The sequence below is a fragment of the Microvirga mediterraneensis genome (assembly GCF_013520865.1).
GTDB classification, from domain to species: domain Bacteria; phylum Pseudomonadota; class Alphaproteobacteria; order Rhizobiales; family Beijerinckiaceae; genus Microvirga; species Microvirga mediterraneensis.
On sequence record NZ_JACDXJ010000001.1, the window covers coordinates 4,437,631 to 4,461,863 of the forward strand.

General features: G+C 65.6%; 26 protein-coding genes and 1 other RNA gene. 15 read left to right on the top strand and 12 right to left on the bottom strand.

All coding sequences use genetic code 11. The annotated features are described in order from the left end of the window. The first annotated feature begins 13 nt into the window (after positions 1-13). The 4 genes from yihA (at position 14) to H0S73_RS21140 (ending at position 2,831) form a co-directional block, all read left to right on the top strand. Complete coding sequence (yihA, locus tag H0S73_RS21125) at positions 14-670, top strand: ribosome biogenesis GTP-binding protein YihA/YsxC (protein WP_181053981.1); 657 nt, start codon at positions 14-16, stop codon at positions 668-670. Next, complete coding sequence (locus tag H0S73_RS21130) at positions 667-1,035, top strand: DUF423 domain-containing protein (protein WP_181053982.1); 369 nt, start codon at positions 667-669, stop codon at positions 1,033-1,035. Before yihA ends, H0S73_RS21130 begins: the two co-directional genes overlap by 4 nt. A gap of 75 nt (positions 1,036-1,110) precedes the next feature. Further along, positions 1,111-2,016: an acetylglutamate kinase gene (argB, locus tag H0S73_RS21135; RefSeq protein WP_181053983.1), complete on the top strand. Its 906-nt coding sequence runs from the start codon at positions 1,111-1,113 to the stop codon at positions 2,014-2,016. 83 nt (positions 2,017-2,099) lie between these two features. Further along, the gene (locus H0S73_RS21140; protein ID WP_181053984.1) at positions 2,100-2,831 is read left to right on the top strand and encodes a pyrimidine 5'-nucleotidase; all 732 of its coding nucleotides are present in this window, start codon (positions 2,100-2,102) and stop codon (positions 2,829-2,831) included. Between the two features lie 181 nt (positions 2,832-3,012). Here the strand turns inward: H0S73_RS21140 and H0S73_RS21145 are convergent, their stop codons facing one another. Both H0S73_RS21145 and H0S73_RS21150 read right to left on the bottom strand, forming a co-directional pair. Beyond that, positions 3,013-3,516, bottom strand: a complete 504-nt coding sequence (locus tag H0S73_RS21145; RefSeq protein WP_114944743.1) for a YciE/YciF ferroxidase family protein — start codon at positions 3,514-3,516, stop codon at positions 3,013-3,015. A 139-nt stretch (positions 3,517-3,655) separates the two neighbouring features. Continuing rightward, the gene (locus H0S73_RS21150; protein WP_181053985.1) at positions 3,656-4,843 is read right to left on the bottom strand and encodes a DNA recombination protein RmuC; all 1,188 of its coding nucleotides are present in this window, start codon (positions 4,841-4,843) and stop codon (positions 3,656-3,658) included. 195 nt (positions 4,844-5,038) lie between these two features. Between H0S73_RS21150 and def the strand changes: the two genes are divergently transcribed. From def to truA, 4 genes are read left to right on the top strand one after another with little or no spacing between them, the layout of a single operon-like run. Beyond that, positions 5,039-5,557: a peptide deformylase gene (def, locus tag H0S73_RS21155; protein WP_181053986.1), complete on the top strand. Its 519-nt coding sequence runs from the start codon at positions 5,039-5,041 to the stop codon at positions 5,555-5,557. Further along, positions 5,554-6,486, top strand: a complete 933-nt coding sequence (gene fmt, locus H0S73_RS21160) for a methionyl-tRNA formyltransferase (protein WP_181053987.1) — start codon at positions 5,554-5,556, stop codon at positions 6,484-6,486. The genes def and fmt overlap by 4 nt, the downstream gene beginning before the upstream one ends. A gap of 8 nt (positions 6,487-6,494) precedes the next feature. Further along, positions 6,495-6,989, top strand: a complete 495-nt coding sequence (locus H0S73_RS21165; protein WP_181053988.1) for a GNAT family N-acetyltransferase — start codon at positions 6,495-6,497, stop codon at positions 6,987-6,989. A 1-nt stretch (position 6,990) separates the two neighbouring features. Continuing rightward, positions 6,991-7,743: a tRNA pseudouridine(38-40) synthase TruA gene (gene truA, locus H0S73_RS21170; protein WP_181053989.1), complete on the top strand. Its 753-nt coding sequence runs from the start codon at positions 6,991-6,993 to the stop codon at positions 7,741-7,743. Here truA and H0S73_RS21175 read toward each other — a convergent pair. The 7 genes from H0S73_RS21175 to ffs form a co-directional block, all read right to left on the bottom strand. Continuing rightward, on the bottom strand, positions 7,732-8,322 hold the full coding sequence (locus tag H0S73_RS21175; RefSeq protein WP_181053990.1) for a hypothetical protein: 591 nt from the start codon (positions 8,320-8,322) through the stop codon (positions 7,732-7,734). The two genes, truA and H0S73_RS21175, sit on opposite strands and share 12 nt — an antisense overlap. Positions 8,323-8,430: 108 nt before the next feature. Next, on the bottom strand, positions 8,431-9,588 hold the full coding sequence (gene dapE / locus H0S73_RS21180) for a succinyl-diaminopimelate desuccinylase (protein ID WP_181053991.1): 1,158 nt from the start codon (positions 9,586-9,588) through the stop codon (positions 8,431-8,433). A gap of 4 nt (positions 9,589-9,592) precedes the next feature. Beyond that, on the bottom strand, positions 9,593-10,435 hold the full coding sequence (dapD, locus tag H0S73_RS21185; RefSeq protein ID WP_181053992.1) for a 2,3,4,5-tetrahydropyridine-2,6-dicarboxylate N-succinyltransferase: 843 nt from the start codon (positions 10,433-10,435) through the stop codon (positions 9,593-9,595). 328 nt (positions 10,436-10,763) lie between these two features. After that, a complete protein-coding gene (recR, locus tag H0S73_RS21190) occupies positions 10,764-11,369 on the bottom strand; it encodes a recombination mediator RecR (RefSeq protein ID WP_181053993.1) in 606 nt (201 codons plus the stop codon). Between the two features lie 17 nt (positions 11,370-11,386). Continuing rightward, positions 11,387-11,707, bottom strand: a complete 321-nt coding sequence (locus H0S73_RS21195) for a YbaB/EbfC family nucleoid-associated protein (protein WP_181053994.1) — start codon at positions 11,705-11,707, stop codon at positions 11,387-11,389. Positions 11,708-11,735: 28 nt separating this feature from the next. Further along, entirely contained in the window at positions 11,736-13,556 is a 1,821-nt protein-coding gene (locus tag H0S73_RS21200) for a DNA polymerase III subunit gamma/tau (protein ID WP_181053995.1), read from the bottom strand. A 31-nt stretch (positions 13,557-13,587) separates the two neighbouring features. Then, positions 13,588-13,684, bottom strand: an RNA gene (gene ffs, locus H0S73_RS21205) — signal recognition particle sRNA small type. Between the two features lie 241 nt (positions 13,685-13,925). Here ffs and H0S73_RS21210 point away from each other — a divergent pair. Beyond that, positions 13,926-14,336 (top strand): HIT domain-containing protein, encoded by a 411-nt coding sequence (locus tag H0S73_RS21210; RefSeq protein ID WP_181053996.1) that lies wholly within the window; start codon positions 13,926-13,928, stop codon positions 14,334-14,336. 4 nt (positions 14,337-14,340) lie between these two features. Continuing rightward, positions 14,341-15,243, top strand: coding sequence for an NAD(+) diphosphatase (gene nudC, locus H0S73_RS21215; RefSeq protein ID WP_181053997.1), 903 nt, complete (start codon positions 14,341-14,343; stop codon positions 15,241-15,243). Positions 15,244-15,920: 677 nt separating this feature from the next. On the opposite strand, the gene H0S73_RS21220 is transcribed toward nudC, so the two are convergent. The 3 genes from H0S73_RS21220 to H0S73_RS21230 are packed head-to-tail and all read right to left on the bottom strand — an operon-like array spanning position 15,921 to position 18,042. Further along, complete coding sequence (locus H0S73_RS21220) at positions 15,921-16,451, bottom strand: GNAT family N-acetyltransferase (RefSeq protein WP_181053998.1); 531 nt, start codon at positions 16,449-16,451, stop codon at positions 15,921-15,923. Continuing rightward, on the bottom strand, positions 16,448-17,302 hold the full coding sequence (locus H0S73_RS21225; protein ID WP_202049841.1) for a prephenate dehydratase: 855 nt from the start codon (positions 17,300-17,302) through the stop codon (positions 16,448-16,450). Before H0S73_RS21225 ends, H0S73_RS21220 begins: the two co-directional genes overlap by 4 nt. Beyond that, complete coding sequence (locus H0S73_RS21230; RefSeq protein WP_181053999.1) at positions 17,299-18,042, bottom strand: 3-deoxy-manno-octulosonate cytidylyltransferase; 744 nt, start codon at positions 18,040-18,042, stop codon at positions 17,299-17,301. The genes H0S73_RS21225 and H0S73_RS21230 overlap by 4 nt, the downstream gene beginning before the upstream one ends. 273 nt (positions 18,043-18,315) lie before the next feature. Between H0S73_RS21230 and H0S73_RS21235 the strand changes: the two genes are divergently transcribed. The 5 genes from H0S73_RS21235 to H0S73_RS21255 all read left to right on the top strand — a co-directional run bounded on the left by H0S73_RS21235 (position 18,316) and on the right by H0S73_RS21255 (position 24,233). After that, complete coding sequence (locus H0S73_RS21235; protein WP_181054000.1) at positions 18,316-18,858, top strand: c-type cytochrome; 543 nt, start codon at positions 18,316-18,318, stop codon at positions 18,856-18,858. A 154-nt stretch (positions 18,859-19,012) separates the two neighbouring features. Next, complete coding sequence (locus tag H0S73_RS21240) at positions 19,013-20,857, top strand: ABC transporter substrate-binding protein (protein ID WP_181054001.1); 1,845 nt, start codon at positions 19,013-19,015, stop codon at positions 20,855-20,857. Continuing rightward, positions 20,854-22,716 carry an extracellular solute-binding protein gene (locus H0S73_RS21245; RefSeq protein ID WP_181054002.1) on the top strand — a complete coding sequence of 621 codons (1,863 nt, stop codon included), beginning with the start codon at positions 20,854-20,856 and terminating at the stop codon, positions 22,714-22,716. The genes H0S73_RS21240 and H0S73_RS21245 overlap by 4 nt, the downstream gene beginning before the upstream one ends. A gap of 39 nt (positions 22,717-22,755) precedes the next feature. After that, positions 22,756-23,124, top strand: coding sequence for a DUF4260 domain-containing protein (locus H0S73_RS21250; RefSeq protein ID WP_181054003.1), 369 nt, complete (start codon positions 22,756-22,758; stop codon positions 23,122-23,124). Further along, positions 23,124-24,233, top strand: coding sequence for a microcin C ABC transporter permease YejB (locus H0S73_RS21255; protein WP_181054004.1), 1,110 nt, complete (start codon positions 23,124-23,126; stop codon positions 24,231-24,233). The genes H0S73_RS21250 and H0S73_RS21255 overlap by 1 nt, the downstream gene beginning before the upstream one ends.

Genomic DNA, 24,233 nt, shown 5'->3' on the forward strand with positions numbered 1-24,233 from the left:
CGATAAGGGCCCCATGACCGATATGGAACCTGATACCGACCCCTTTCTCGAGATCGGCCGCAAGCTCTTTGCCGGCGAGGCGGATTTCATCTGGGCCGCGAACTCCCTGACGAACCTGCCGCCCATGAGCAAGGTGGAGATCGCCTTCGCGGGCCGCTCCAATGTCGGCAAGTCGAGCCTCGTGAACGCCCTGACCGGGCGCAACACGCTGGCCCGCACCTCGCATACGCCGGGCCGCACCCAGCAGCTCAACTTCTTCAACGTCAACGATCGCTTCCATCTGGTCGACATGCCCGGCTACGGCTACGCGGCCGTCGACAAGCAGAAGGTCGCGGCCTGGACGCAGCTGATCCACGACTACCTTCGCGGCCGCGCGAGCCTCGCCCGCGTCTATGTGCTGATCGATGCCCGCCACGGCATCAAGCCGGTGGACGAGGCGGTCCTGGAGACCCTCGGCACCGCCGCCGTCTCGTACCAGATCGTCCTGACGAAGGCCGACGAGCTGAAGAAGGACGAGCTCGACAAGCGCATGGCCGATACCCTCCAGAAGATCGAGAAGCGCGCCGCCGCCTTCCCGGAGATCCTGCCCACATCGAGCCGCACGGGCTTCGGCATTCCCGAGCTGCGTGCCGGCATCGCCAGGCTCCTGAGCGAGCGAGGCGCGGGATGAACCTCGCCGCCCGGATCCTGATCGTCCTGGCTTCCCTCTCGGGCCTCCTCGGCGTCGGCCTGTCGGCGGCCGCGGCCCACATCGCGGGCGGGAACCTCGCCACCGCGGCGCAGTTCCTGCTCTTCCATGCCCCTGCCCTGCTGGCCCTCGTGGCCCTGATGGCGGCCGGAGCCGTGAACCCCATGCTGGCCCAGATGGCAGGCTACGTGCTGGTGCTCGGCCTGATCCTGTTCTGCGGCGACCTGTCCCGCCGGGCCTTCTCGGGCGTGGCGCTCTTTCCCCGGGCCGCGCCCACGGGCGGCATCCTGCTCATGCTGGGCTGGCTGCTCGTCGGAATCTCCGCCCTTCTGCGCCTGAGGGCCTGAAGTCCTGTTTGCAGCCGCCTTTCCTTGAGCTAGAAGGCAGGCCGTTTGATCCCGATCCCCGCGCCGGAGCCGTTCATGTCCGATCCGTCCATGCCCCTTCCCGACGTTCATGTGCAGGCCGAGGTGCTTGTTCAGGCCCTGCCGCACATGCAGCGCTACGACCAGCAGGTGGTGGTGATCAAGTATGGCGGCCACGCCATGGGCGACCGTGCAGCGGCCGAGGACTTCGCCGAGGACGTGGTCCTGCTCGAGCAATCGGGCATCAAGCCGATCATCGTCCATGGCGGCGGACCGCAGATCGGCAAGATGCTGAACAAGCTCGGCATCAAGTCCGAGTTCAAGGGCGGCCTGCGCGTGACGGACGAGGCCACGGTCGAGGTCGTCGAGATGGTGCTCGCCGGCTCCATCAACAAGCAGATCGTCGGCTGGATCGGCGCCGAGGGCGGCAAGGCCGTCGGCCTTTCCGGCAAGGACGGCAACATGGTCACGGCCCGGAAGGTGACCCGCACCGCCGTCGACCCGGATTCCAACATCGAGAAAGTGGTGGATCTCGGCTTCGTGGGCGAGCCGGAGCATGTGAACCGGGCCGTCCTGGACCAGGTTCTCCAGGCCGAGCTGATCCCCGTCTTGGCCCCGGTCGCGACCGGGCATGACGGCCAGACCTACAACGTCAATGCCGACACCTTCGCCGGTGCCATCGCGGGCGCCATGACGGCCAAGCGCCTCCTGCTGCTCACGGACGTCCCGGGCGTTCTCGACAAGAACAAGAACCTCATCCCGGACATGACCATCGACGATTGCCGCCGCCTGATCGCCGACGGCACCATCACGGACGGCATGATCCCGAAGATCGAGACCTGCATCTATGCCCTGGAAAGAGGCGTGGAAGCGGTCGTCATCCTCGACGGCAAGGTGCCCCATGCGGTGCTGCTGGAGCTCTTCACCGACCACGGCGCGGGCACCATGATCCGCAGGGGATAAGGTATCGCCCTTCACGGATCGGCCGAAAGAGCCTATATATTTGTCAGTGGGGCCGCACGGCCCCATTGTCGTCTTTGGGATCCATGAACGCTAAGCCGCCTGTCGAAAATCACCTGTCGTCGTCCGACTCCCGCCCCTTCGCCCATGTGGAGACATGGGTCTTCGACCTGGACAATACGCTCTACCCGCACACCTCGCGGGTCTGGCCCCAGGTCGACGAGCGGATCACGCTCTATGTCGCGAACCTGTTCGGGATCGACGGTCTCTCCGCCAAGGCGCTGCAGAAATATTTCTATCACAAGCACGGCACGACCTTGCGGGCGCTGATCGAGGAACACGATGTCGATCCGACCGACTTTCTCGATTTCGCCCACGACATCGATCACACGGATATCGAGCTGAACCACAGCCTGGGCGAGGCCATCGAGAAGCTCCCGGGGCGGAAGCTGATCCTCACCAACGGCTCCCGCAAGCACGCGGAGAACGTGGCGAGGAAGATCGGCATTCTCGACCATTTCGAGGACGTGTTCGACATCGCCGCCTCGAACTTCGTGCCCAAGCCCGACCGGCGCGCCTATGAGGTCTTTCTCGACAAGCACGGGGTCGAACCGGCCCGCGCGGCCATGTTCGAGGACATCGCCAAGAACCTCACGGTGCCGCACGAACTCGGCATGACGACCACGCTCATCGTGCCCAAGACCTTCGACCCGTTCCGGGAGAGCTTCGAGCAGGAAGCGGTCCGGACGCCGGAGATCGACTACATCACCAACGATCTGGCGGACTTTCTGCGCGCCTATGCGTTGCCGGTGAAGTAACCGATCCTTTGTCACTCCCGGCCGGAGATGGCGAAGCCATCGGAGGGGAAGGGAATCCACGTTCAGGCGCAACGCCATGAATCCCCTTCCCTCGCCTGCGGCTCGCCGGGGATGACAGCGGGCAGCCAAAACAAAAATGACCTCCTTTCGGAGGCCATTTCCGTTTCGTCTGACAAAGACCTTACGCGGCCTTCGTGTTGATCTTGCTCTCGGCGATCCGGTTGAGCTTCTGGTCCGTGGACTTTTCCTGGTCCAGGATCTGATGCAGGACGCCGGCGCAGTCTTCGCGGCCGAGCTGCTTGGCCCAGGCGACGAGCGTGCCATAGCGGGTGATCTCGTAGTGTTCGACGGCCTGAGCGGCGGCCAGAAGCGCCGCGTCGAGAACCTGCGGGTCGTCGATGTCGCCGGCGATGTCCTGGGCTTCGTCGATGATGCCGTCGATCGCCGGGCAGGTTACGCCCTTCGGGTCGTGGCCGTGCATGCGGAACACCTGCTCGACCATCTGGATCTGCTGCTGGGTTTCGCCGAGATGGGTCTGGAACGCCTGCTTCAGCTGCGGGTCGCTCGCCTTCTCGATCATCTCCGGCAACGCCTTCGTGATCTGCTGCTCGGCGTAGTAGATGTCCTGCAGGGTGTGGATGAAGAGATCATCCAACGACTTGATGTCCTTCGAGAAAAGGCCCATAGCGCAATCCTTCCCAAAATCCGTGATGTACCGTCGTCAAACGCCATCATTCCATGGCGTGTCGTGCAGCGTGGGAAGAACGTTGCGGGAGAAAGGCGGTTCCCGGCGCCAACCGTCATGAACGCATCGTCGGGTGCTTTTATTCCACGGCACGGAGATTCCGTCCTTGGAGGCGCAGCCACTCGGCCCGAGCCTCGGCCTCATCCTCGTCGAATTCGAGGGTTTCGATCTTCTGGCCGCGCTTGACGATCTTGTCGGCCGAAACCCGGATCTGCGACACATCTTCCTGGGCCTGCCGGAAGTGGGTGTCGAGCTTCGCCACCCGGGCATCGAGGCGCACCACGTCCTCCAGGAGCTTCTGCACCTCGACCTGGATCACCCGCGCCTCCTCGCGGATGCGGGCATCGCGGACCAGGGCCTGCATGACCTGGATGGCGAGCGTCAGGAGCGACGGGGACACGATGACAATGCGGGCGCGATGCGCCTTCTGGACTACGTCGTCGAAATGCTCGGCCAGATCGGCATAGATGGATTCCGCCGGGACGAAGAGCATGGCGATATCCTGGGTCTCTCCCGGGATAAGGTACTTCTCCGCGATATCCTTCACATGAACGAGCATGTCGTTGCGGACCCTCGCGGCCGCACGGCTGCGCGCCTCATCGCCTTTGGCCTCCCGGAAAAGTGTGAAGCCTTCCAGCGGGAACTTGGCGTCGATCACGAGGCCGCGCCCGTCGCCGGGCAGGCGCACGAGGCAGTCGGGCCTCGTGCGGTTCGACAGGGTCGCCTGGAACTCGAAGGCATTGGCGGGAAGCCCGTCGCGGACGATGGCCTCCATGCGCCCCTGCCCATAGGCGCCCCGGGTCTGCTTGTTGGACAGGATATCCTTCAAGCCGACGATCTCGCCCGTGAGGCTCGTCAGGTTCTGCTGCGCAGCATCGATCACGGCGAGACGCTCGTTGAGCTTCGAGAGGTTTTCCGTCTGATGGCGCGTGGAGGCCTCGAGCCCTTGGCCGACCCGGTGCTGCAACCCGTCGATCCGCTCCGAGATCATGCGGACGAAATCGCTCTGGCGGGAACCGAAGACCTCGGCCATGGTCCGCATCCGGCCGGTCATTTCCGACTGGATCCGGGTGAGCTCGGCCACCTTGTCGTCCATCTCCCGGGCCCGCTCGTCCGCAATGGCGGCCTCCAGGGCCCTGTCCCGGCGCGTTCGCAGGAGGAGCATCGTCACGATGAGGAGCAGGACGAGGCTCAAGCCGGCCATGCCCATGACGATCTGCCCCCAGGTCAGGGGAGTCTGGCCGAGGATCAGGACGACGTCGTTCATGGGATTATGGTTCCGGTGGACGGCGCATCCGAACACAAGTGCCTCGTGGGGCAAAGCGGAATCCCCTTTTCCGCGGAAACGATGCACTTATGAATGGCGAGCATCGGACGAGGCCCAAAGCGGATCCGCTTTTGCGTCCGATGCTCTAGATGAACGATTTGACCATCCTTCTCCGAGCGCTTATCTCCCGCGATCATGAGCATCAGACCCCTCGTCATCATCCCCGATTCAAAGCTCCGGCTGGTTTCCGAACCCATCACGGACATCACGAGCGAGATCCGCCAGCTGGCCGACGACATGCTGGAAACCATGTACGACGCCCCCGGCGTCGGCTTGGCTGCCATCCAGATCGGCGTGCCGGTCCGCATGGTGACCATGGACGTGTCCAAGTCCGATGACGAGCGCCAGCCGATGGTGCTCCTCAACCCGGAGATCACCTGGGCGTCGGAGGAGAAGCGGGTCTACGAGGAGGGCTGCCTGTCGATCCCCGAATATTATGAGGAGGTCGAGCGTCCCGATCGGGTGCGGTTCCGCTTCATGAACCTGCAGGGCGAGACCGTCGAGCAGGATGCGGACGGCCTGCTGGCCACCTGCGTGCAGCACGAGATCGACCACCTGAACGGGGTCCTGTTCATCGACTACCTGTCGAAGCTCAAGCGCGACCGGGTGATGACCAAGTTCAAGAAGGCCGCCAAGCGCGAGGCCGGGGCATGAGTCTGCGCGTCGTCTTCATGGGCACGCCGGATTTCGCCGTGCCGACCTTGTCCGAGATCGTCGGCCAAGGCCACGACGTGGTGGCCGTCTATACCCGCGCGCCGGCGGCGGCCGGCCGCGGCATGGCGCTGAAGCCCTCTCCGGTCCACACCATGGCGGATCGTTTCGGCTTTCCCGTGCTGACGCCGAAAACCCTGCGAACCGAGGAGGCCGCCGAGATTTTCCGCAGCCACAACGCCGACGTGGCGGTGGTGGTGGCCTACGGCATGCTGCTGCCGAAGGCCGTCCTGGAGGCGCCGGAACTCGGCTGCCTCAACCTTCACGCCTCCCTGCTGCCGCGCTGGCGCGGCGCCGCGCCGATCCAGCGGGCCATCATGGCCGGCGACAAGGAAACGGGCGTCGCCGTCATGAGGATGGAGGAAGGCCTGGATACCGGCCCCGTCGCCATGGTCGAGCGGGTTGCGATCGCCCCGGACATGAACGCCGGCGAGCTCCACGACCGCCTCATGGTCCTCGGCGCCGACCTGATGGTGCGGGCGCTCGCCGCTCTTTCCCGCGGAGGCTTAAGCTTCACGCCCCAGCCCGAGGAGGGCGTGACCTATGCCCACAAGCTCAAGAACGAGGACGCCCTGATCGACTGGTCGAAACCCGCGCAGGCCGTTCACGACCACATCCGTGGCCTCTCGCCCTTCCCGGGCGCCTATTTCACGGCCGATTTCGGCAAGGGGCAGGAACGGGTGAAGGTTCTCAGGGCCGCCATGGGAAAAGGTTCAGCTTCGCCCGGGACTCTGCTGGACAATGATGGTACAATATCCTGTGGCGAGGGTGCGATCCGCCTGATCCAGGTTCAGCGTGCCGGAAAGGGCCCCGTGGCCTTCGAGGAGTTCCTGCGGGGAGTGAGGCTTGGCCCGGGCGCCCAATTCGCGTGAGGTCCGACATGGAGGTTCGCCTGGAGGAAGCTGCCGACTGGTCCATCCTCTACGCCATCTATTCCGCCTCGTTCGGACAACTGGCAGAGGCCGATCTCGTGCGGAACATGCACAGGGACGGCGATCTCATCCTGTCTCTGACCGCCCATGCCGATGAGCCGGCCGGCCATGTTGCCTATTCCCGCCTGATCCTCCACGATGCCCCGTCCGTCAAAGGGGCGGTGCTGGCTCCGCTCGCCGTCGTTCCCGCCTTCCAGCGGCAGGGCATCGGGGCAACCCTCGTGCGGGACGGCCTGATGCGCCTCACGGACGAGGGCTACGATCTTGTCCTCGTGCTGGGGGAACCGCACTATTACGGCCGCTTCGGCTTCACACCCCAGCTGGCGGAACAGGTGAAAACGCCCTATGACGGGCCCTATCTCCAGGCCCTCGCGCTTTCCGCAAAAGGGAAAGACGCCCATGGCTCGGTAACTTACGCCAAGGCCTTCGCAGAACTGGAATAACATGCCTCGCTACAAGCTTGTCGTCGAATACGACGGCACGCCCTTCACCGGTTGGCAGCATCAGACGAACGGGCTCTCCGTGCAGCAGGCGGTGGAGGATGCCATCGCGCGCTTCACGGGCGCGGCGGTGCGCATCCATTGCGCCGGGCGGACGGATTCGGGGGTTCACGCCACCCATCAGGTCGTTCACGTGGACCTGGACAAGGACTGGCGGCCGGACACGGTCCGCGACGCCACCAACGCTCATCTGAAACCCGCTCCCGTGGCCATTCTCTCGGCTGAGGCCGTGCCGGAGACGTTCCACGCCCGCCTGTCCGCCGTGAAGCGCCACTACGTCTATCGCATCCTCAACCGCCGCGCCCCACCGGCGCTGGAGACGAACCGGGTCTGGCACGTGGCCTGGAAGCTCGACGCCGACGCCATGCACGAGGCCGCGCAGACGCTGATCGGGCGGCACGACTTCACCACCTTCCGGGCCGCCGAGTGCCAGGCCAATAGCCCGGTCCGCACCCTCGACCGGCTCGACGTGGAGCGGATCGGCGACGAGATCCGCATCTATGCCTCGGCCCGGTCCTTCCTGCACCATCAGGTGCGTTCCATGACGGGAACCCTGGAGCGGGCCGGCGCGGGGCGCTGGTCCGTGGAGGATGTGCGCGCGGCGCTCGACGCGCGCGACCGCAGGCGCTGCGGGCCGATGGCCCCGTCGTCGGGGCTTTACCTGATCGGCGTCGATTATCCGGATCTATCCGAGTAGGCCCCGCATCGCCGTTCCGATGACGGAATTGAGCAGGATGCCGAGCACCACGATTCCGAGCGCCGGCAGGCTCGCGATCTTCAGCGTCTCCTTGGTGGCGAACCATTGCATCCGCACGATGATGACCGCAAAGGCAAGGGCGAACAGGCTCGCGAGCCCGGGAGGCGCCCAGCCGAGCAGCATGAGCATGGCCGGCACGGAGAGGAGCAGCATGCCGATGACCGAGATCCAGTTCGTCACGATGACGAAGGGCACATAGGCCTTCTCGAGCCGGAACCACCGGGCGACCCAGATCATGGCGAGCGGCAGGGCGATGAAGCCCGCCACGTGGCCGAGCGCCACCACGACGTCTATCCAGAAACTGTCGAGAAGGGGCCGATCCGGCTGGAGGAGGCCGAGGCGGAGGCGCTCGAAGGCCAGGGAGACCACATAGGCCGGAAGCGTCAGCCAGATCGCCATGAAGGAGCGCCAGAAGCCCCGCTCGCTCATGTCGAAGGACTTCAGGCCCTCGGACCTGCTGTTGAGCAGATCGAGCGTTCCTCTGAACGAGCGGTTGACCTCCTCAGCCGTAACGATCATCAGCGGCCTCATTTTCGAAGACGATTGCCCTCGAAAATGGATGGCGCCTGCAAAACGTTCCGCTCTTTCTTCGACTTTAGTTTAGACAGTCAAGTTTCCCGGTCGGACTCACGCGGCGAAGTATGCGTCGAGCACCTTGCGGTAAATCGTTGCGAGCCGGTCCAAATCCGCAACGGCCACCCGCTCGTCCACCTGGTGCATGGTCTGTCCGACGAGGCCGAATTCGACCACGGGGCAGTCCTTCACGATGAAGCGAGCATCCGACGTGCCGCCCGTGGTGGACAGCTTCGGCTGCGAACCGGTCTCGGTCTTGATGGCGTCGGCGATGAAGCCCACGAAGGCGTTCGGCGGCGTCAGGAAGGCGACTGCGTTGGTCGGCTCCATGGTCAGGGTGTAGCGCACCGTGTTGCCGGCGGCCTCGCGCAGGCGGCGCTCGATCTCGGCCTCCAGGCTGTGAGGCGTCCAGAGATCGTTGAAGCGGATGTTGAAGGTGGCCTTCACCTCGGCCGGGATCACGTTCGCCGCCGGATTGCCGACGTCGATGGTGGTCACCTCCAGGTTCGAGGCATCGAAATGGTCGGTGCCCCGGTCGAGCGGCTCCTTCAGAAGCCCGTCGAGCAGGCGCATCATGCCCGGAATGGGATTGTCCGCGAGATGCGGATAGGCCACGTGACCCTGCTTGCCCTCGACCACGATCCGGCCGGTGAGCGACCCGCGCCGCCCAATCTTGATCATGTCGCCGAGCTGGTTCGGATTGGTCGGCTCGCCGAGGATGCAATGGTCGAACCGCTCGCCGCGCCCCTTCGCCCACTCAAGCAGCTTCACCGTGCCGTTGACGGCGGGCCCCTCCTCGTCGCCCGTGATCAGGAAGCCGATAGAGCCCTTGAAGTCCGGGTTGCTGCGGATGAACTCCAGCGCCGCCGCCATCATGCAGGCGATGCCGCCCTTCATGTCGACCGCGCCGCGCCCATAAAGCTCGCCGCCGTGGATCTCGCCGCCGAACGGATCGTAGGTCCAACGGGCCGCATCGCCGGGAGGCACCACATCGGTGTGGCCCGCAAAGAGCAGGTAAGGCTCGCCCTTGCCGTAGCGGGCATAGAGGTTTTCCACGTCCGGCGTACCCGGCTCGGAAAAGACCGGTCGGTGGACCTCGAACCCCGCCTCCTTCAGCACGCCCTCGATGAAGGCGAGCGCGCCGCCCTCCTCCGGCGTCACGGAGGGGCAGCGCAGGAGGGATTGTGCGAGGGAGAGCGGCGAGTGTTCCATCGGATCAGTCCCGCAACAGCTCGTTGATCCCCGTCTTCGCGCGGGTCTGCGCGTCGACGCGCTTCACGATCACGGCGCAGTAGAGCGACGGGCCGGGGGTGCCGTCCGGGAGCGGCTTGCCGGGGAGCGAGCCGGGGACGACCACGGAATACGGCGGCACGCGGCCGACGAAGACTTCTCCCGTGTTGCGGTCGATGATCTTGGTCGAGGCCGAGATGAACACGCCCATGGACAGCACCGAGCCCTCGCCCACGACGACGCCTTCCACCACCTCGGAGCGGGCGCCGATGAAGCAGTTGTCCTCGATGATGGTGGGATTGGCCTGGAGCGGCTCCAGCACGCCGCCGATGCCGACGCCGCCGGAGAGGTGCACGTTCTTGCCGATCTGAGCGCAGGAGCCGACCGTCGCCCAGGTGTCGACCATGGTGTTCTCGTCCACATAGGCGCCGAGATTGACGAAGGACGGCATCAGCACCACGCCGGGCGCGATATAGGCGCCGCGCCGCACGGTGCAGTTCGGGACGGCGCGGAAGCCTGCAGCCCGGAAGCGGTTCTCACCCCATCCGGCGAACTTGGACGGCACCTTGTCCCACCACGTGGCCTCGCCGGGCCCGCCGCCGATCACTTCCATGTCGTTGAGGCGGAAGGACAGCAGCACGGCCTTCTTCAGCCACTGATGCACCTGCCACTCGTCTCCGGTCTTCTCGGCCACGCGTGCCTTGCCGGAATCGAGAAGGTTCATCGCCTCGTCGACGGCCTCACGGACGGCGCCGGCCGTCGAAGGGTTCACGTTGGCCCGGTCCTCCCAGGCGGCGTCGATGGTGCGGGCGAGGTCAGCTGTGGACATGGGCAACTCGGGTCAGGGTTTCGTTGCCGCCTGATTAGCAACGGCGCCCGGGCCTGTCACGTCATCATCTGCTGCTCGCATGCGAACCGCGCTTGTCATTCCCGGCCGGAGCGCAGCGGAGGGGAAGGGAATCCACGTCCATGCGCGACGCCATGGATCCCCTTCCCGCACTGCGTGCGCCGGGGATGACACTTGCATCGTCATGGCCGTCCCCGGACTTGATCCGGGGATCAGTCCCGGCCATCTCGATACGGAAAAGCTCGGCGTTTCATGCAATCGATATCACCGGCACAAGGCCGGTGATGACGTGATAGCAATCAAAACTGTATCAAAACGACGTGCGCTGCCGGATCGCGGCCGAGAGCGTGCCCTCGTCGAGATAGTCGAGCTCGCCGCCGACCGGGACGCCGTGGGCGAGCTTGGTCACCTTCACGGGCAGGTGAGCGAGAAGCTCGGTGATGTAATGGGCCGTGGTCTGGCCGTCGACCGTGGCGTTGAGCGCCAGGATCACCTCGTTCACGCCGGGCTCGGAGGCGCGGGCGACGAGGCGCTCCAGGTTCAGGTGCTCGGGCCGCACGCCGTCGAGCGGCGAGAGCACGCCGCCGAGCACGTGATATTTCGCGTTGACCGCGCCGGAGCGCTCCAGCGCCCAGAGATCGGACACGTCCTCCACCACCACGAGGATGGACGGATCGCGCTTGGGATCCCGGCACACCGTGCAGGGATCTGTCGTATCGACATTGCCGCAGGACGAGCACACGACGATGCGCTCGTTGGCGATGCGCATGGCATCGCTCAACGGGTTGAGCAGCGTCTCGCGCTTCTTGATGAGATGGAGCGCCGCGCGCCTGGCCGAACGCGGCCCCAGACCCGGCAGGCGGGCGAGGAGCTGGATCAGGCGCTCGATCTCGGGGCCGGCAACGTGCTGGGCCATCGATATCTCGCGAAATCTCAGAACAGCTTCAGGCCCGGAGGCAGCGGCAGGCCCTTGGTGATGCCTTCCATGCGCTCCTGGGTGGCGCGCTCGGCCTTGCCGCGGGCATCGTTCATGGCCGCGACGATGAGATCCTCGAGGATCTCCTTCTCGTCCGGATTCATGAGCGAGGGATCGATATTGATGGCTTTCAGGCTGCCCTTGCCGGTCACCTTCACGGTCACGACGCCGCCGCCGGCGGTGCCGTCGACTTCGAGGGTTTCGAGCTCGGCCTGGGCGTCCTGCAGCTTCTGCTGCATGGCCTGAGCCTGCTTCATCAATCCCATGATGTCCTTCATGACCGTATCCTCAATCTGGAAATGAAAATCAGAAAAGATCGTCGTCGTCTTCGGCCTCGTGCGCGGCCAGCGCGTCGGCCTCGCCGAGGATCTCGGTTTCCGCATCCTCGCCGGGCTTCTCGGCCCGTTCGATCACGTTCACGATCTGCGCGCCGGGAAACTTCGTCAGCACCGCCTGCACGAGCGGATGATTGGCGGCACCTTCCTTGCGCTCGCGCTCGGCCTCGACCGCCTTCTCATGCAGGGTCGCCTGCCCCTCCTCCGAGGACAGGGCCACCATCCAGCGCTCGCCGGTCCATTGCTGGAGGGCGCGGGTCAGGTCGTTGGCGATGGTGCGGCTGCCGGTGTCGGTGAGGCTGAGCTCGATGCGGCCCTCCTCAAAGCGCACGAGACGCACGTCCCGTTCGAGCTGCGCCTTCAGGACGATCTCGCGCTTCTCGCCGGCGAGCGCCACCACGTCCTCGAAGCGGCGAAGCCGCATGGTCGGCTCGGGTTGAGCAGTTTGCGGGCGCGGCTGAGGATAAGGCTGGGACGTCGCAAGCGCCATGTTGCCGGACGTGGCGGGACCGGACGGCCGGGGCGCGGGCGCCGAGGGGCCGCCGACGGGAACCGGCGCGCCGTCCTTCAAGGCGCGCAGGGCCTCGTCAGGGGTCGGCAGGTCGGCCGCATAGGCGAGGCGCACGATCACCATCTCGGCCGCCGCGATCGGACGGTTCGAGGACTGCACCTCGGGAATGCCCTTGAGAAGGATCTGCCAGGCGCGCGACAGGGTCCTGACCGAAAGCTTCTGGGCGTAATCGGTGCCGCGCGTCCGCTCGATCTCGGAGAGAGCGGGATCCCTGGCGGCCTCAGGGATCAGCTTGAGGCGGGTGACCACATGCGAGAAGGCCGCGAGATCGGACAGGATTACGGCCGGGTCCGCGCCGGCATCGTATTGCGAGCGCAAGCCCGCGAAGGCCCCCGGCACGTCGCCGCGCATCACGGCCTCGAAGAGGTCGATCACCTGCGTGCGGTCGGCGAGGCCCAGCATGTCGCGCACGGTGTCGGGCGTCACCACGCCGGCCCCGTGCGCGATGGCCTGGTCCATCAGCGACAGGGAATCGCGCGCCGAGCCTTCCGCCGCGCGGGCGATGGCGGCGAGCGCTTCCGCATCGGCCTGCACGCCCTCGGCGGCGCAGATGCGGCCGAGATGGGCCACGAGCTTGTCCGCCTCGATGCGGCGCAGGTCGAAGCGCTGGCAGCGGGACAGGATCGTGACGGGCACTTTCCGGATTTCGGTGGTGGCGAAGATGAACTTCGCGTGCGGCGGCGGTTCCTCGAGCGTCTTCAGGAAGGCGTTGAACGCCTTCTCCGAGAGCATGTGGACCTCGTCGATGATGTAGACCTTGTAGCGGGCCGAGACCGGCGAATAGCGGATGCCGTCGATGATCTGGCGGACGTCGTCGATGCCGGTATGGGACGCGGCGTCCATCTCCAGCACGTCCACGTGCCGCGATTCCATGATCGCCTGACAATGCACGCCGAGCTCCGGCATGTGGATGGTCGGCTGACCGGAGCCGTCGGCCTTCTGGTAGTTGAGGCCGCGGGCGAGAATGCGGGCCGTGGTGGTCTTGCCGACGCCGCGGACGCCGGTGAGCATCCAGGCCTGCGGGATGCGCCCGGTCTCGAAGGCGTTCGAGAGGGTGCGCACCATCGCCTCCTGACCGATCAGGTCGTCGAAGGTTCGAGGGCGGTATTTACGGGCAAGGACGCGGTAGGGAGAGGCCGGCGCTGCGGAAGCGGGCGCGGCGGGGAAGCCCGGCAGGGCCGGCTCGTCGTTCGGGGGCGTGCCGGCTGTGGTATCGTCCATCGACTGCAAGGCTTTGGAGAATCTTAAAAAAGGTGGGAGGCTGGACGAAGACCCGTTCGGTCTCGTTAGGGCTGCTTCCTTCCGGACCTGACCCGGTTGGCGAGTGAGACGTCCCTCGCCAACCTCCCACCGGCTATATGGGCGTATTGCCTGAGAAACGCAAGTTGGAAACGAGCCGCTCGCGCGGCCATCCCCGCTCTCCACCGCCGTCTGTGTCATTCCCGGCCGGAGCGCAGCGGAGGGGAAGGAATCCACGATCAGGCGCAACGCCATGGATCCCCTTCCCCGCCTTCGGCTCGCCGGGGATGACACGTTGGGTTCGTATCGACGAAGGCTGACACGAAGCCGCAGGGTCGGTTACATAGCGCCATGACATTCACGCTCGATTCCCGGCTCGAAGCCGACACGATCCCGGTCGGCGATCTCGCCCTCTCGTCCGTCCTGCTCCTGAACGACGCCCGCTTTCCCTGGTTCGTGCTGGTGCCGCGCATCGCGGGGGCGAGCGAGTTCACCGACCTGTCGGAGGCCGATTACGCCCAGCTTGCCCAGGAGATCCGCATCGCCACCAAGGTGATGCTGGAACTCTCCAAGCCCGACAAGGTAAATGTGGGGGCGCTGGGCAACATCGTGACGCAGCTTCATGTGCACGTGATCGGGCGCTTCCGCTCCGATCCGGCCTGGCCGGGCCCCGTCTGGGGCCATGGCACCCGCACCCCCTATCCCGACCACGCGGCGACGGCCCTGATCGAGCGCGCCGCAGCCCTCTTCGCAGCGGCCTGACCCCATGACCCGACCCATCGCCTACATCTCGAATCCGCTCGTCCGCCACAGCGCCGAGCGGGACCCGGAGGCGCTTGCCAACGCGGCGCGGGATCCGCGCACCGCCATGGTGGTCCTGGCCGGCGACCTGCCGGTCCTCCAGGCCGGGGAGCCGGGGACGAGCCTCCTGCCCGCCTCATTCCTCGACCGCCTCCCCGGCCATCAGGAGCAGGTCTTTCTCGGCACGCTCGGCGACCGGCCCGTGGTGGCGACCCTGGCGGCGCCGGAGGCTGCCGAATCGCTTCAGGACGATCCGTCCCTCGCGGTCGTGGACCTGCGCTCCATCGCTGTGCGCGGACTGGTTCCGGCCGAGGAACTCGGGATGCTCGCCATGGCGAAATCCCTGCTCGACTGGCACCGACGGCATCGCTTCTGCGCCAATTGCGGCGCGCCGACGCAACCCACACAGGCCGGCTTCCGGCGCGACTGCGCCTCCTGCAATGCCCAGCATTTCCCCCGCACCGATCCCGTGGTGATCATGCTGATCACGCGCGGCGACAGATGCCTGATGGGCCGCCAGCCGCGCTTCGCCGAGAAGATGTATTCCTGCCTGGCGGGCTTCCTGGAGCCGGGCGAGACCATCGAGGACGCGGTGCGCCGGGAGACCTTCGAGGAGGCCGGCATCCGGGTCGGCGCGGTGCGCTACATGACCTCGCAGCCCTGGCCCTTCCCGTCCAACGTCATGATCGGCTGCATCGGCGAGGCGCTCACCGAGGAGATCGCCTTCGACGGCGAGGAGCTGGAGGACGCGCGCTGGTTCACCAAGGACGACGTCCGGCGCATGCTGGAGGGCACCCACGAGCAGTTCAACGCCCCCTCGCCCATCGCGATCGCCAACCATCTGGTCCGGGAGTGGGTGAAGGGATAACGGAAGATGCATAGCATCGTGCCCGGACGCGTCGGCCAATCCGGGCGGGTCCAGGACAGGATGCCGGAACCGCGAAGCAGTCATTCCCGCATCGGCGGTTCGGGGTCCCGGGTTCCGCTGCGCGGCCCCGGGAAAAGCCGACCATGACGGGCGGGTGCTGACCCCTCACATTCAAAGAGCCAGCACCTTGGGGCCCGCAGCGTGTGCTGCGAGCCTGAAGGTCAGTCGAGGGAGGGTGCGGTGCATCGCCCGGCTCGCTGTGAGAGTGAGAGTGGAAGAGCCGGACGGCGCCTCGCACGCGGTTCTTTTCAGGTGGACCAGCTGGGGAGCGCCCAAGGTCGACCTCCCGCGACCACAGGCGTGCGAGGCCTGCGGCGGGACCCCCTCCCGCCCCGCACTGGCTGACGCCCCGCGAGCGCGCCCCTCGGCGGGCGGGGATGCGGACGATATAGCCGAGCTTGTCCGCCCTGTCAAGAACAAAGTGAGAACATAACGTTCGCTTGGTCATCCCATTGACGTCATTACCGGCCTCGTGCCGGTGATCCCGATCGGAACGGCGGGGCGCCTCCCAGACGCGGGGTGCCAGGCACAAGGCCTGGCCATGACGTGGAAGGAGTTGCATGAGGCGCGTCATTCCCAGCTGAACATGCAGGGATGAGCCGGGGGTGACAGAGGCCCTAACGCTTCGACTTCAACTCGAACCGATAGGCGACCTCGGCGACCATCTGGCCGCGCAGGTCGAAGGATTGCTCGGCGCCCGGTTGCCCGCCCAGGGCCTCGTAGAAGCGGCGGGCGGACAGGTTGTCCTTGAGCACCCAGAGGCCCACCGAGCGGAAGCCGTGCTGGCTCAAGTGAGCGAAGACGCCGCGCATCATCCTCTGGCCGATGCCCTGGCGCTTGACCTTGTCGAGCAGGTAGATGGCGAAGATTTCGGCCTCGGCGCCGAGCTGTTCGGCCCCCTCGCGAATCGGCCCGCCACGGGCGAAACCGACGATCTCGCCTGTGTCCGCCTGCGCGACGAGTAGCCTGGCCCGTGGATCCGGCTCCGCAAAGGCGCCCTGCCACATCCGCATCCGCTCCTCGACGGAGAGACCTGCCAGCGCCTCGGGACGCAGGAAATCCTTGTAGGATTCCCGCCAGCCCTGGACGTGAACCCTGGCGATTCCTTCGATGTCACCCTCGACCGCGTCGCGGATGCGGATGGTCACTCGGCGGCTTCCTTGATCTTCTCGCGGAACGGATCGGCCGGGTAGACGCCGAGGATGCGCAATTCGCGGGAGAAGAATTCCAGCTCTTCCAGGGCTCGCTTGAGGTTCGCGTCCTCCGGGTGGCCGTCCACCTCGGCGTAGAACTGCGTCGCCAGGAACTCGCCTTCGAGCATGTAGCTCTCGAGCTTCGTCATGTTGATGCCGTTGGTCGCGAACCCGCCCAGGGCCTTGTAGAGCGCGGCCGGCAGGTTGCGGACGCGGAACACGAAGGACGTGACGGTCGGCCCCTGCCCCTTGGGCGCCCAATACGGCGTCTTGGACAGGATGACGAAGCGGGTGGTGTTGTGCGCCTCGTCTTCCACGTTCTCGGCCAGGATGTTCAGGCCGTAGATATCGGCCGCCATGCGGGGCGAGAGCGAGGCCCGGGTCGGATCCTTCCACTCGGACACCTCGCGGGCCGAGCCCGCGGTGTCGCCGGCCACATGGGCTTTCAGCCCGAGCTTGCGGATGATCTTGCGGCACTGGCCCAGGGCATGGACGTGGCTGTAGACGTCCTTGACGGTGCCGAGATCCGCGCCCGGGATCGCCATGAGGTGGAAGTGGATCGGCAGGAAATGCTCGCCGAGGATGTGCAGCCCGGAGGTCGGCAGCATATGATGGATGTCGGCGACGCGCCCGGCGATGGAGTTCTCGATGGGGATCATGGCGAGGCCTGCCGTCCCCTCGTTCACGGCTGCCAGGGCGTCCTCGAAGGTCGGACAGGGCAGAGGCTCCCAGTCGGGACGCGCCTCCGAGCAGGCCGTGTGGGAATTGGCGCCCAACTCACCTTGGAAGGAAATAAGCTTGCTCATGATGTCCTCCGCGCGGCGAGGATCTCGCGCGCTTCCTCCAGTTGCTGCGGAGTGTCGACCCCGAAAGGCACATCGTCGACGACCGCCGCGTCGATGCGCATGCCGGCCTCGATGGCCCTGAGCTGCTCCAGGCGCTCCCGGACTTCCAGAGGCGAGGCAGGAAGCTCGACAAAGCGCCGCAGAGCAGGGCGACGATAGGCATAGACGCCAATGTGATGGTAGAGCGGCCCCTCGCCGGTCGGGGCCGTAGCCCGCGTGAAGTAAAGGGCGCGGAAACGACCCGGCGAAATCTCGGTTCCCACCATCTTCACGACGTTTGGATTCACCTTCTCGTCCTCGCGCTCGATAGGGTAGACGAGCGTCGCGATATCGACGGCGGGGTCCTGCAGGGGAGAGACAGCGGCCGCGATTGCCTTCGGGTCGATGGTCGGAAAATCCCCTTGGACGTTCACGATCACGTCATGCCGCCCGTCCGGATCGAGCTTTTCCACAGCCTCGAAGATGCGGTCGGACCCGGAGGCGTGGTCCGACCGGGTCATGACCGCCCGCCCCCCGACCCTGGCCACGGCTTCGGCGATCTCGGGCGCGTCGGTCGCCACGGCCACGGGCCCGATTCCCGCCTCCATGGCCCGGCGCCACACATGGACGATCATGGGCTCGCCGGCGATCTCGGCCAGAGGCTTGTTCGGCAGACGGGTTGCGGCGAGGCGGGAAGGAATCAGGACGATGGGATAGGACATGGTGCGTTCTTCAGGGAAACTGCGCGTCCTTAGAACATTGGGCATGAAAGTGGAAGGCGGAGCCCTTCGTCCCGGGCGGGAACCGAAGCTTCGGACGGTTCGCCGCGTCCGGGACCGGTGCTGCGACCACGAGAACGGCGAAAACTCCTGGAAACCCCATTGTCAAAACCCCATCACTACGGCTAAGCAACGGCCCTGTCGTGGGCGTCCGCCCGCGGATCCGTTCTGCTGCGCTGATTTCGCCGGTGTACGAAGGCGAGGAGAGCCTAACTGATGAATATCGAGACCAATAAGATCGCGGGCGCCGTTTTCGGTTCGCTTCTCTTCGTGGTCGGCGTGAACGTTATCGCCGGCGGCCTGTTTGCTCCCCATAAGCCCGCTGTCCCCGGATACGACCTCCCGGCCCCCGAAGCGGCGGCCGCCGGTGGAGCCGCCGCTCCCGCAGAGCCGGCGCAGCCGCTGCCGGTCCTTCTGGCCAGCGCCGATCCGGCCAAGGGCCAAGCCCAGTCCAAGAAGTGTGCCGCCTGCCACACCCTCGAGAAGGGCGGCGCGAACAAGGTCGGCCCGAACCTCTACGGCATCGTCGGACGCCCCGTCGCCTCGCATGAAGGCTTCAACTACTCTGCCGGCATGAAGGCCCATGGCGGCGACTGGACATACGAGGCCTTGGACGCCTTCATCCACAATCCGAAACAGGCGACGCCCGGCACCATCATGGCCTTCGCGGGACTTGCCGGAGCCAAGGACCGGGCGGACCTGCTGGCTTACCTGCGGACCCTTTCCGACAGCCCGGTTCCGCTGCCGGCCGCCCAGTAAGTCATTCGCATCGATCACTTTTCGGAAAGCCGGGCCTCACGCCCGGCTTTTCTTTTGGGCGCTTGCGGCATTTACAGTTCATCCCTTGCGCTCGACCTGCTGCGCCCAAAATGTAAGCTGACGACAGACGCCTCGCCCCTTCAGGAGACGCCTTGTGATCCGTACCCTTCTGCCGAGCCTCCTCGCGGCCTGCCTCGCCTTCACCCCCCTCGCAGCCCAGGAAACCCCATGGCGGCATGGCGCGGCCCTCCTCGACGAGCCCAGATATCCTCAAGGCTTCCCGCATTTCGACTACGTCAACCCGACCGCCCCCAAGGGCGGGCTGGTGCGCCTGGGCGCGCTCGGCACCTTCGACAGCTTCAACATCGTGGTCGCCGGCGTGAAGGGATCGCCCGAGCAGGGGCTCGGCCTGATCTACGAAACCCTGACCACCTCCGCCCTCGACGAGGCGAACGCCGCCTACGGCCTGCTGGCCGAATCCTTTTCCTACCCTGAGGATTATTCCTCCGTCAGTTTCCGCCTGCGCCCGGAAGCCAAGTGGCACGACGGCCAACCGGTGACGGCGGACGACGTGATCTTTTCCTTCGAGAGCCTGAAGGCCAACAGCCCCACCTATGCCTTCTACTACGCCAACGTCACGAAGGCCGAGAAGACGGGCGAGCGCGAGGTCAAGTTTACCTTCAATCAAAAGGGCAATCGCGAGCTGCCGCAGATCATGGGCCAGCTGATGGTCCTTCCCAAGCATTGGTGGGAAGGCACCGCCCCGGACGGCCGCAAGCGCGACGTCACGCAGACCACGCTCGAGCCGCCGCTCGGTTCCGGCCCCTACCGTCTCAAGAATTTCGACACGGGCCGCAACGCCACCTATGAGCGCGTGAAGGATTACTGGGGCGAAAAGATCAACGTGAATGTCGGGCAGAACAACTTCGACGAGATCCGCTACGAGTATTACCGCGACGCGACGGTGCTGCTCGAAGCCTTCAAGGCGGACCGCCTCGACTTCCGCACCGAGAACAGCGCCCGCAACTGGGCCACGGGATATGATTTCCCGGCCCGGCAGGAAGGCCGCGTGGTCCTTGAGGAGTTTCCGTTCCGCGCCACGGGCGTCATGCAGGCCTTCGTGCTCAACATGCGGCGCGAGAAGTTCAAGGACCAGCGCGTCCGTCGGGCCTTCAATCTCGCCTTCCCGTTCGAGGAGCTGAACAAGACGATCTTCTACGGCCTCTACGAGCGCCCTTCGAGCTACTTCTACGGGCTCGACCTCGCCTCCTCGGGTCTGCCCGAGGGCAAGGAGCTGGAGATCCTGGAGAGCGTCCGCGACAAGGTCCCGGCTTCCGTCTTCACGACGCCCTACAAGAATCCGGTCAACGACTCGCCCGAGACGATCCGCAACAATCTGCGCGAGGCGGACCGCCTGCTCAAGGAAGCCGGCTGGGAGGTGAAGAACGGCCGTCGCGTCAACGCCAAGGGCGAGGTCCTGAGCGTGGAGCTGCTCAGCAGCAGCCCCAACGAGGAGCGCGTGTTCCTGCCCTACAAGGCCTCTCTTGATCGTCTGGGCATCGCCGCGAGCGTGCGCACCATCGACGACGTGCAATACACCAACCGCACCCGCTCGTTCGACTTCGACATCGCCACCGGCCTCTGGCCGCAATCGCTCTCGCCGGGCAACGAGCAGCGCGAGTTCTGGGGCTCGCAGGCGGCCAGCAGGGAAGGCTCGCGCAACCTCGCCGGCATCGCCGATCCCGGTGTCGACGCGCTGATCGACAAGGTGATCTTCGCCACGGACCGCGAGGATCTCGTCGCCGCCACCAAGGCGCTCGACCGCGTCCTGCTCGCCCACGACTATGTCGTTCCGCAATGGACGTCGCTGAAGCAGCGCACGGCGCGCTGGAACCGCTACTCCCATCCCGAGACGATGCCGCGCTACGGCGGCGCCGCCTTCCCGACCATCTGGTGGTACGACGAAGCCAAGGCCGCCAAGACGGGAGCGCCGCGATGAGGGACATCAGCCGCCGGACCATCCTCAGGACGGGAGCGGCAGGTGCCGCTCTTTCCTTGCTGCCGCGCATCGGCTTGGCACAGGAAGGCGAAACCGAGACGCATGGCCTCTCGAGCTTCGGCGAGTTGAAATACGCGCCGGACTTCAGGCATTTCGACTACGTCGACCCGAATGCGCCCAAGGGCGGCACGCTGGCGATCCAGATCAAGCAGACCACGGGCAACCAGAACTTCGACACCTTCAACACGCTCAACGTCTTCGTGCTGCGCGGCGACGGCGCGGCCGGCATGACGGGCACCTACGACAGCCTGATGGCCGGCTCGGGCGATGAGCCGGACGCGCTGTACGGGCTCGTGGCGAAGAGCGTTCGCGTCTCCGACGACAAGCTCACCTACCGGTTCATCCTGCGCCCGGAGGCGCGCTTTCACGACGGCTCGAAGCTGACCGCGAAGGATGCGGCGTTCTCGCTCAACATCCTGAAGACCAAGGGGCATCCGGTCTTCAACCAGCTCCTGACCCAGATGGAAGCGGCGGAGGCGGAGGCTGACGATGTCCTGCGCGTCCGGTTCACGCCGCAGCGCAGCCGCGACATTCATCTCGTCGTCGCCGGCATGCCGATCTTCTCCGAGCGCTACTGGCATGGGAAGGATTTCGAGGCCTCCACGCTGGAAGCGCCGCTCGGCTCGGGTCCCTACAAGGTCGGTCGCTTCGAGGTCGGGCGCTTCATCGAGTTCGACCGCGTTCCGGATTACTGGGCCAAGGACCTGCCCGTGAATGTGGGACAGAACAATTTCGAGCATGTCCGCTACGAGTATTTCCGTGACCGCACGGTAGCCTTCGAAGCCTTCAAGAACGGCACGCTCAACTACAACGAGGAATTCACGTCCCGCATCTGGTCGACGGGCTACGACTTTCCGGCCGTGCGCGAAGGCAAGGTGAAGAAGGAAGAGATTTCGAACGACGCGCCCTCGACCATTCAGGGCTGGTATTTCAACCTGCGCCGGGACGCCTTCAAGGATCCGCGCATCCGCGAGGCCATCGGTCTCGCGTTCGACTTCGAATGGACGAACGCCAACATCATGTTCGGCCTCTATCGGCGCACGACCTCGTTCTTCGAGAACAGCGACATGAAGGCGGTGGGCAAGCCATCGCCGGAGGAATTGGCGCTGCTCGAACCTTTCCGCGACAGGCTGCCGGCCAGCGTCTTCGGCGATCCCGTCCTGCCGCCCGTGTCCGACGGGTCGGGCCAAGACCGGCGGCTTCTGCGCCGCGCCGACGAGCTCCTGCGCGAAGCCGGATGCAAGCGCGAGGGCGGAGTGCTCAAGCTGCCGAACGGGCAGCCCTTCCGGATCGAGTTCCTCGATTTCCAGCCCTCGCTTCAGCCGCATACGCAACCTTTCCAGGCGAACCTGAAGCGGCTCGGGATCGATGCCGTTTCGCGCATCGTCGACGCGGCGCAGTATCAGCGCCGGATGGACGAGTACGATTTCGACATGGCGAGCCGCAATCTCGTCGGCTCCTCCACGCCCGGCGACAGCCTGCGCATCGTCTACGGGTCGGCCGCCGGCAAGAGGCCGGGCGCGCAGAACATCGCCGGAATCGACAACCCGGCCGTGGATGCCCTCATCGAGACGATCGGCAACGCCAAGTCGCGCCAGGAGCTGAACGTCGCCTGCCGCGCCCTGGACCGGGTCCTCCGTTCGGGCCATTATTGGGTCCCCATGTGGTACCGGGCCAGCGAATGGCTGGCCTATTGGGACCAGTTCTCGCGCCCCGAGACCAAGCCCCGTCTCACCTCGGGAGCACCGGGGACCTGGTGGTACGATGCCGAGAAGGCGAAGCGGATCGGAAGAGGATAAGGCTTGGACACGACGCTGACGACACAGAGGGAGGCGGACATGCCCCGCCTGATCCTGCGGCTCGAGGGACTGGCCCTCTTCGTCCTGGCCACGGCCGCGTTTGCCCATATGGGCCTCTCCTGGTGGCTCTATGCCGTTCTCTTCTTCACGCCCGACCTGAGCTTCGCGGCCTATACGGCGGGCCCCAAGCCAGGAGCCGTTTTCTACAACGCCCTCCACACCACCCTTGGCCCCGCCATCCTGGCGGGATCGGGATGGCTGTCGGCGAATGCTCTCTGTCTCGGTCTCGCGGCCATCTGGGCGGCGCATATCGGGTTCGACCGCGTACTGGGCTACGGCTTGAAATACTCATCCGGCTTCAACGACACTCACCTTGGCCGCATCGGCCCCAAATCCGCAGGCGCTTGATGCTCGCCTATATCGCACGCCGCATTCTCCTCATGATCCCCACCATCCTCGGGATCATGCTCATCTCCTTCGCCCTGGTGCAGTTCGCCCCCGGCGGCCCCGTCGAGCGCATCATCGCGCAGCTGCAGGGACAGGATACCGGCACCTCATCCCGCATCTCCGGCGGCGGAGGCGATTTCGGGGTTCAGAGCCCCGGCGGCGCGGGCGCGGGCGGCGGCGACACCTCCCGCTATCGCGGCGCACAGGGGCTCGATCCGCAATTCATCAAGCAGCTCGAGGCGCAGTTCGGCTTCGACAAGCCGGCCTATGAGCGTTTCCTGAAGATGCTGTGGGATTATGCCCGCTTCGATTTCGGCAAGAGCTATTTTCGCGACATCTCGGTTCTCGAACTGATCAAGGAGAAGCTGCCCGTCTCCATCAGCCTCGGTCTCTGGATGACGCTTCTGTCCTATGCGATCTCGATCCCGCTCGGCATCAAGAAGGCCGTGCAGGACGGCTCCTCCTTCGACATCTGGACCTCCGCCGTCGTGATCATCGGCTATGCCATTCCCGGCTTCCTCTTCGCGATCCTCCTGATCGTGCTCTTCGCCGGCGGCTCGTTCTGGCAGATCTTCCCGCTGCGCGGCCTCACGTCGGAAAGCTGGTCGCTCATGCCCTGGTACTGGCAGATCGCCGACTACTTCTGGCATCTCGTGCTGCCGATCACCGCCATGGCGCTCGGTGCCTTCGCCACCTCGACCCTGCTGACGAAGAACTCCTTCCTCGACGAGATCCGCAAGCAATACGTGCTCACGGCGCGCATGAAGGGCTTATCCGAGCGCCAGGTCCTCTACGGCCACGTGTTCCGCAATGCCATGCTCATCGTCATCGCGGGCTTTCCGGGAGCCTTCATCGGCGCCTTCTTTGCCGGAGCGCTTCTCATCGAGACCATCTTCTCCCTCGACGGCCTCGGACTCCTGTCTTTCGAGTCCATCGTGAACCGCGATTATCCGGTGGTCTTCGCCAATCTCTACATCTTCTCGCTGGTGGGGCTCGCGGTGAACCTTGTGTCCGACCTCACCTATACCTGGATCGATCCGCGGATCGATTTCGAGACCAGGGAGGCGTGA

Excerpts from the sequence above, each read along its gene's own strand:
- yihA (WP_181053981.1), top strand. The coding sequence starts at position 14 with ATGACCGATATGGAACCTGATACCGACCCCTTTCTCGAGATCGGCCGC.
- H0S73_RS21130 (WP_181053982.1), top strand. The coding sequence starts at position 667 with ATGAACCTCGCCGCCCGGATCCTGATCGTCCTGGCTTCCCTCTCGGGC.
- argB (WP_181053983.1), top strand. The coding sequence starts at position 1,111 with ATGTCCGATCCGTCCATGCCCCTTCCCGACGTTCATGTGCAGGCCGAG.
- H0S73_RS21140 (WP_181053984.1), top strand. The coding sequence starts at position 2,100 with ATGAACGCTAAGCCGCCTGTCGAAAATCACCTGTCGTCGTCCGACTCC.
- H0S73_RS21145 (WP_114944743.1), bottom strand. The coding sequence starts at position 3,516 with ATGGGCCTTTTCTCGAAGGACATCAAGTCGTTGGATGATCTCTTCATC.
- H0S73_RS21150 (WP_181053985.1), bottom strand. The coding sequence starts at position 4,843 with ATGAACGACGTCGTCCTGATCCTCGGCCAGACTCCCCTGACCTGGGGG.
- def (WP_181053986.1), top strand. The coding sequence starts at position 5,039 with ATGAGCATCAGACCCCTCGTCATCATCCCCGATTCAAAGCTCCGGCTG.
- fmt (WP_181053987.1), top strand. The coding sequence starts at position 5,554 with ATGAGTCTGCGCGTCGTCTTCATGGGCACGCCGGATTTCGCCGTGCCG.
- H0S73_RS21165 (WP_181053988.1), top strand. The coding sequence starts at position 6,495 with ATGGAGGTTCGCCTGGAGGAAGCTGCCGACTGGTCCATCCTCTACGCC.
- truA (WP_181053989.1), top strand. The coding sequence starts at position 6,991 with ATGCCTCGCTACAAGCTTGTCGTCGAATACGACGGCACGCCCTTCACC.
- H0S73_RS21175 (WP_181053990.1), bottom strand. The coding sequence starts at position 8,322 with ATGATCGTTACGGCTGAGGAGGTCAACCGCTCGTTCAGAGGAACGCTC.
- dapE (WP_181053991.1), bottom strand. The coding sequence starts at position 9,588 with ATGGAACACTCGCCGCTCTCCCTCGCACAATCCCTCCTGCGCTGCCCC.
- dapD (WP_181053992.1), bottom strand. The coding sequence starts at position 10,435 with ATGTCCACAGCTGACCTCGCCCGCACCATCGACGCCGCCTGGGAGGAC.
- recR (WP_181053993.1), bottom strand. The coding sequence starts at position 11,369 with ATGGCCCAGCACGTTGCCGGCCCCGAGATCGAGCGCCTGATCCAGCTC.
- H0S73_RS21195 (WP_181053994.1), bottom strand. The coding sequence starts at position 11,707 with ATGAAGGACATCATGGGATTGATGAAGCAGGCTCAGGCCATGCAGCAG.
- H0S73_RS21200 (WP_181053995.1), bottom strand. The coding sequence starts at position 13,556 with ATGGACGATACCACAGCCGGCACGCCCCCGAACGACGAGCCGGCCCTG.
- H0S73_RS21210 (WP_181053996.1), top strand. The coding sequence starts at position 13,926 with ATGACATTCACGCTCGATTCCCGGCTCGAAGCCGACACGATCCCGGTC.
- nudC (WP_181053997.1), top strand. The coding sequence starts at position 14,341 with ATGACCCGACCCATCGCCTACATCTCGAATCCGCTCGTCCGCCACAGC.
- H0S73_RS21225 (WP_202049841.1), bottom strand. The coding sequence starts at position 17,302 with ATGAGCAAGCTTATTTCCTTCCAAGGTGAGTTGGGCGCCAATTCCCAC.
- H0S73_RS21230 (WP_181053999.1), bottom strand. The coding sequence starts at position 18,042 with ATGTCCTATCCCATCGTCCTGATTCCTTCCCGCCTCGCCGCAACCCGT.
- H0S73_RS21235 (WP_181054000.1), top strand. The coding sequence starts at position 18,316 with ATGAATATCGAGACCAATAAGATCGCGGGCGCCGTTTTCGGTTCGCTT.
- H0S73_RS21245 (WP_181054002.1), top strand. The coding sequence starts at position 20,854 with ATGAGGGACATCAGCCGCCGGACCATCCTCAGGACGGGAGCGGCAGGT.
- H0S73_RS21250 (WP_181054003.1), top strand. The coding sequence starts at position 22,756 with ATGCCCCGCCTGATCCTGCGGCTCGAGGGACTGGCCCTCTTCGTCCTG.
- H0S73_RS21255 (WP_181054004.1), top strand. The coding sequence starts at position 23,124 with ATGCTCGCCTATATCGCACGCCGCATTCTCCTCATGATCCCCACCATC.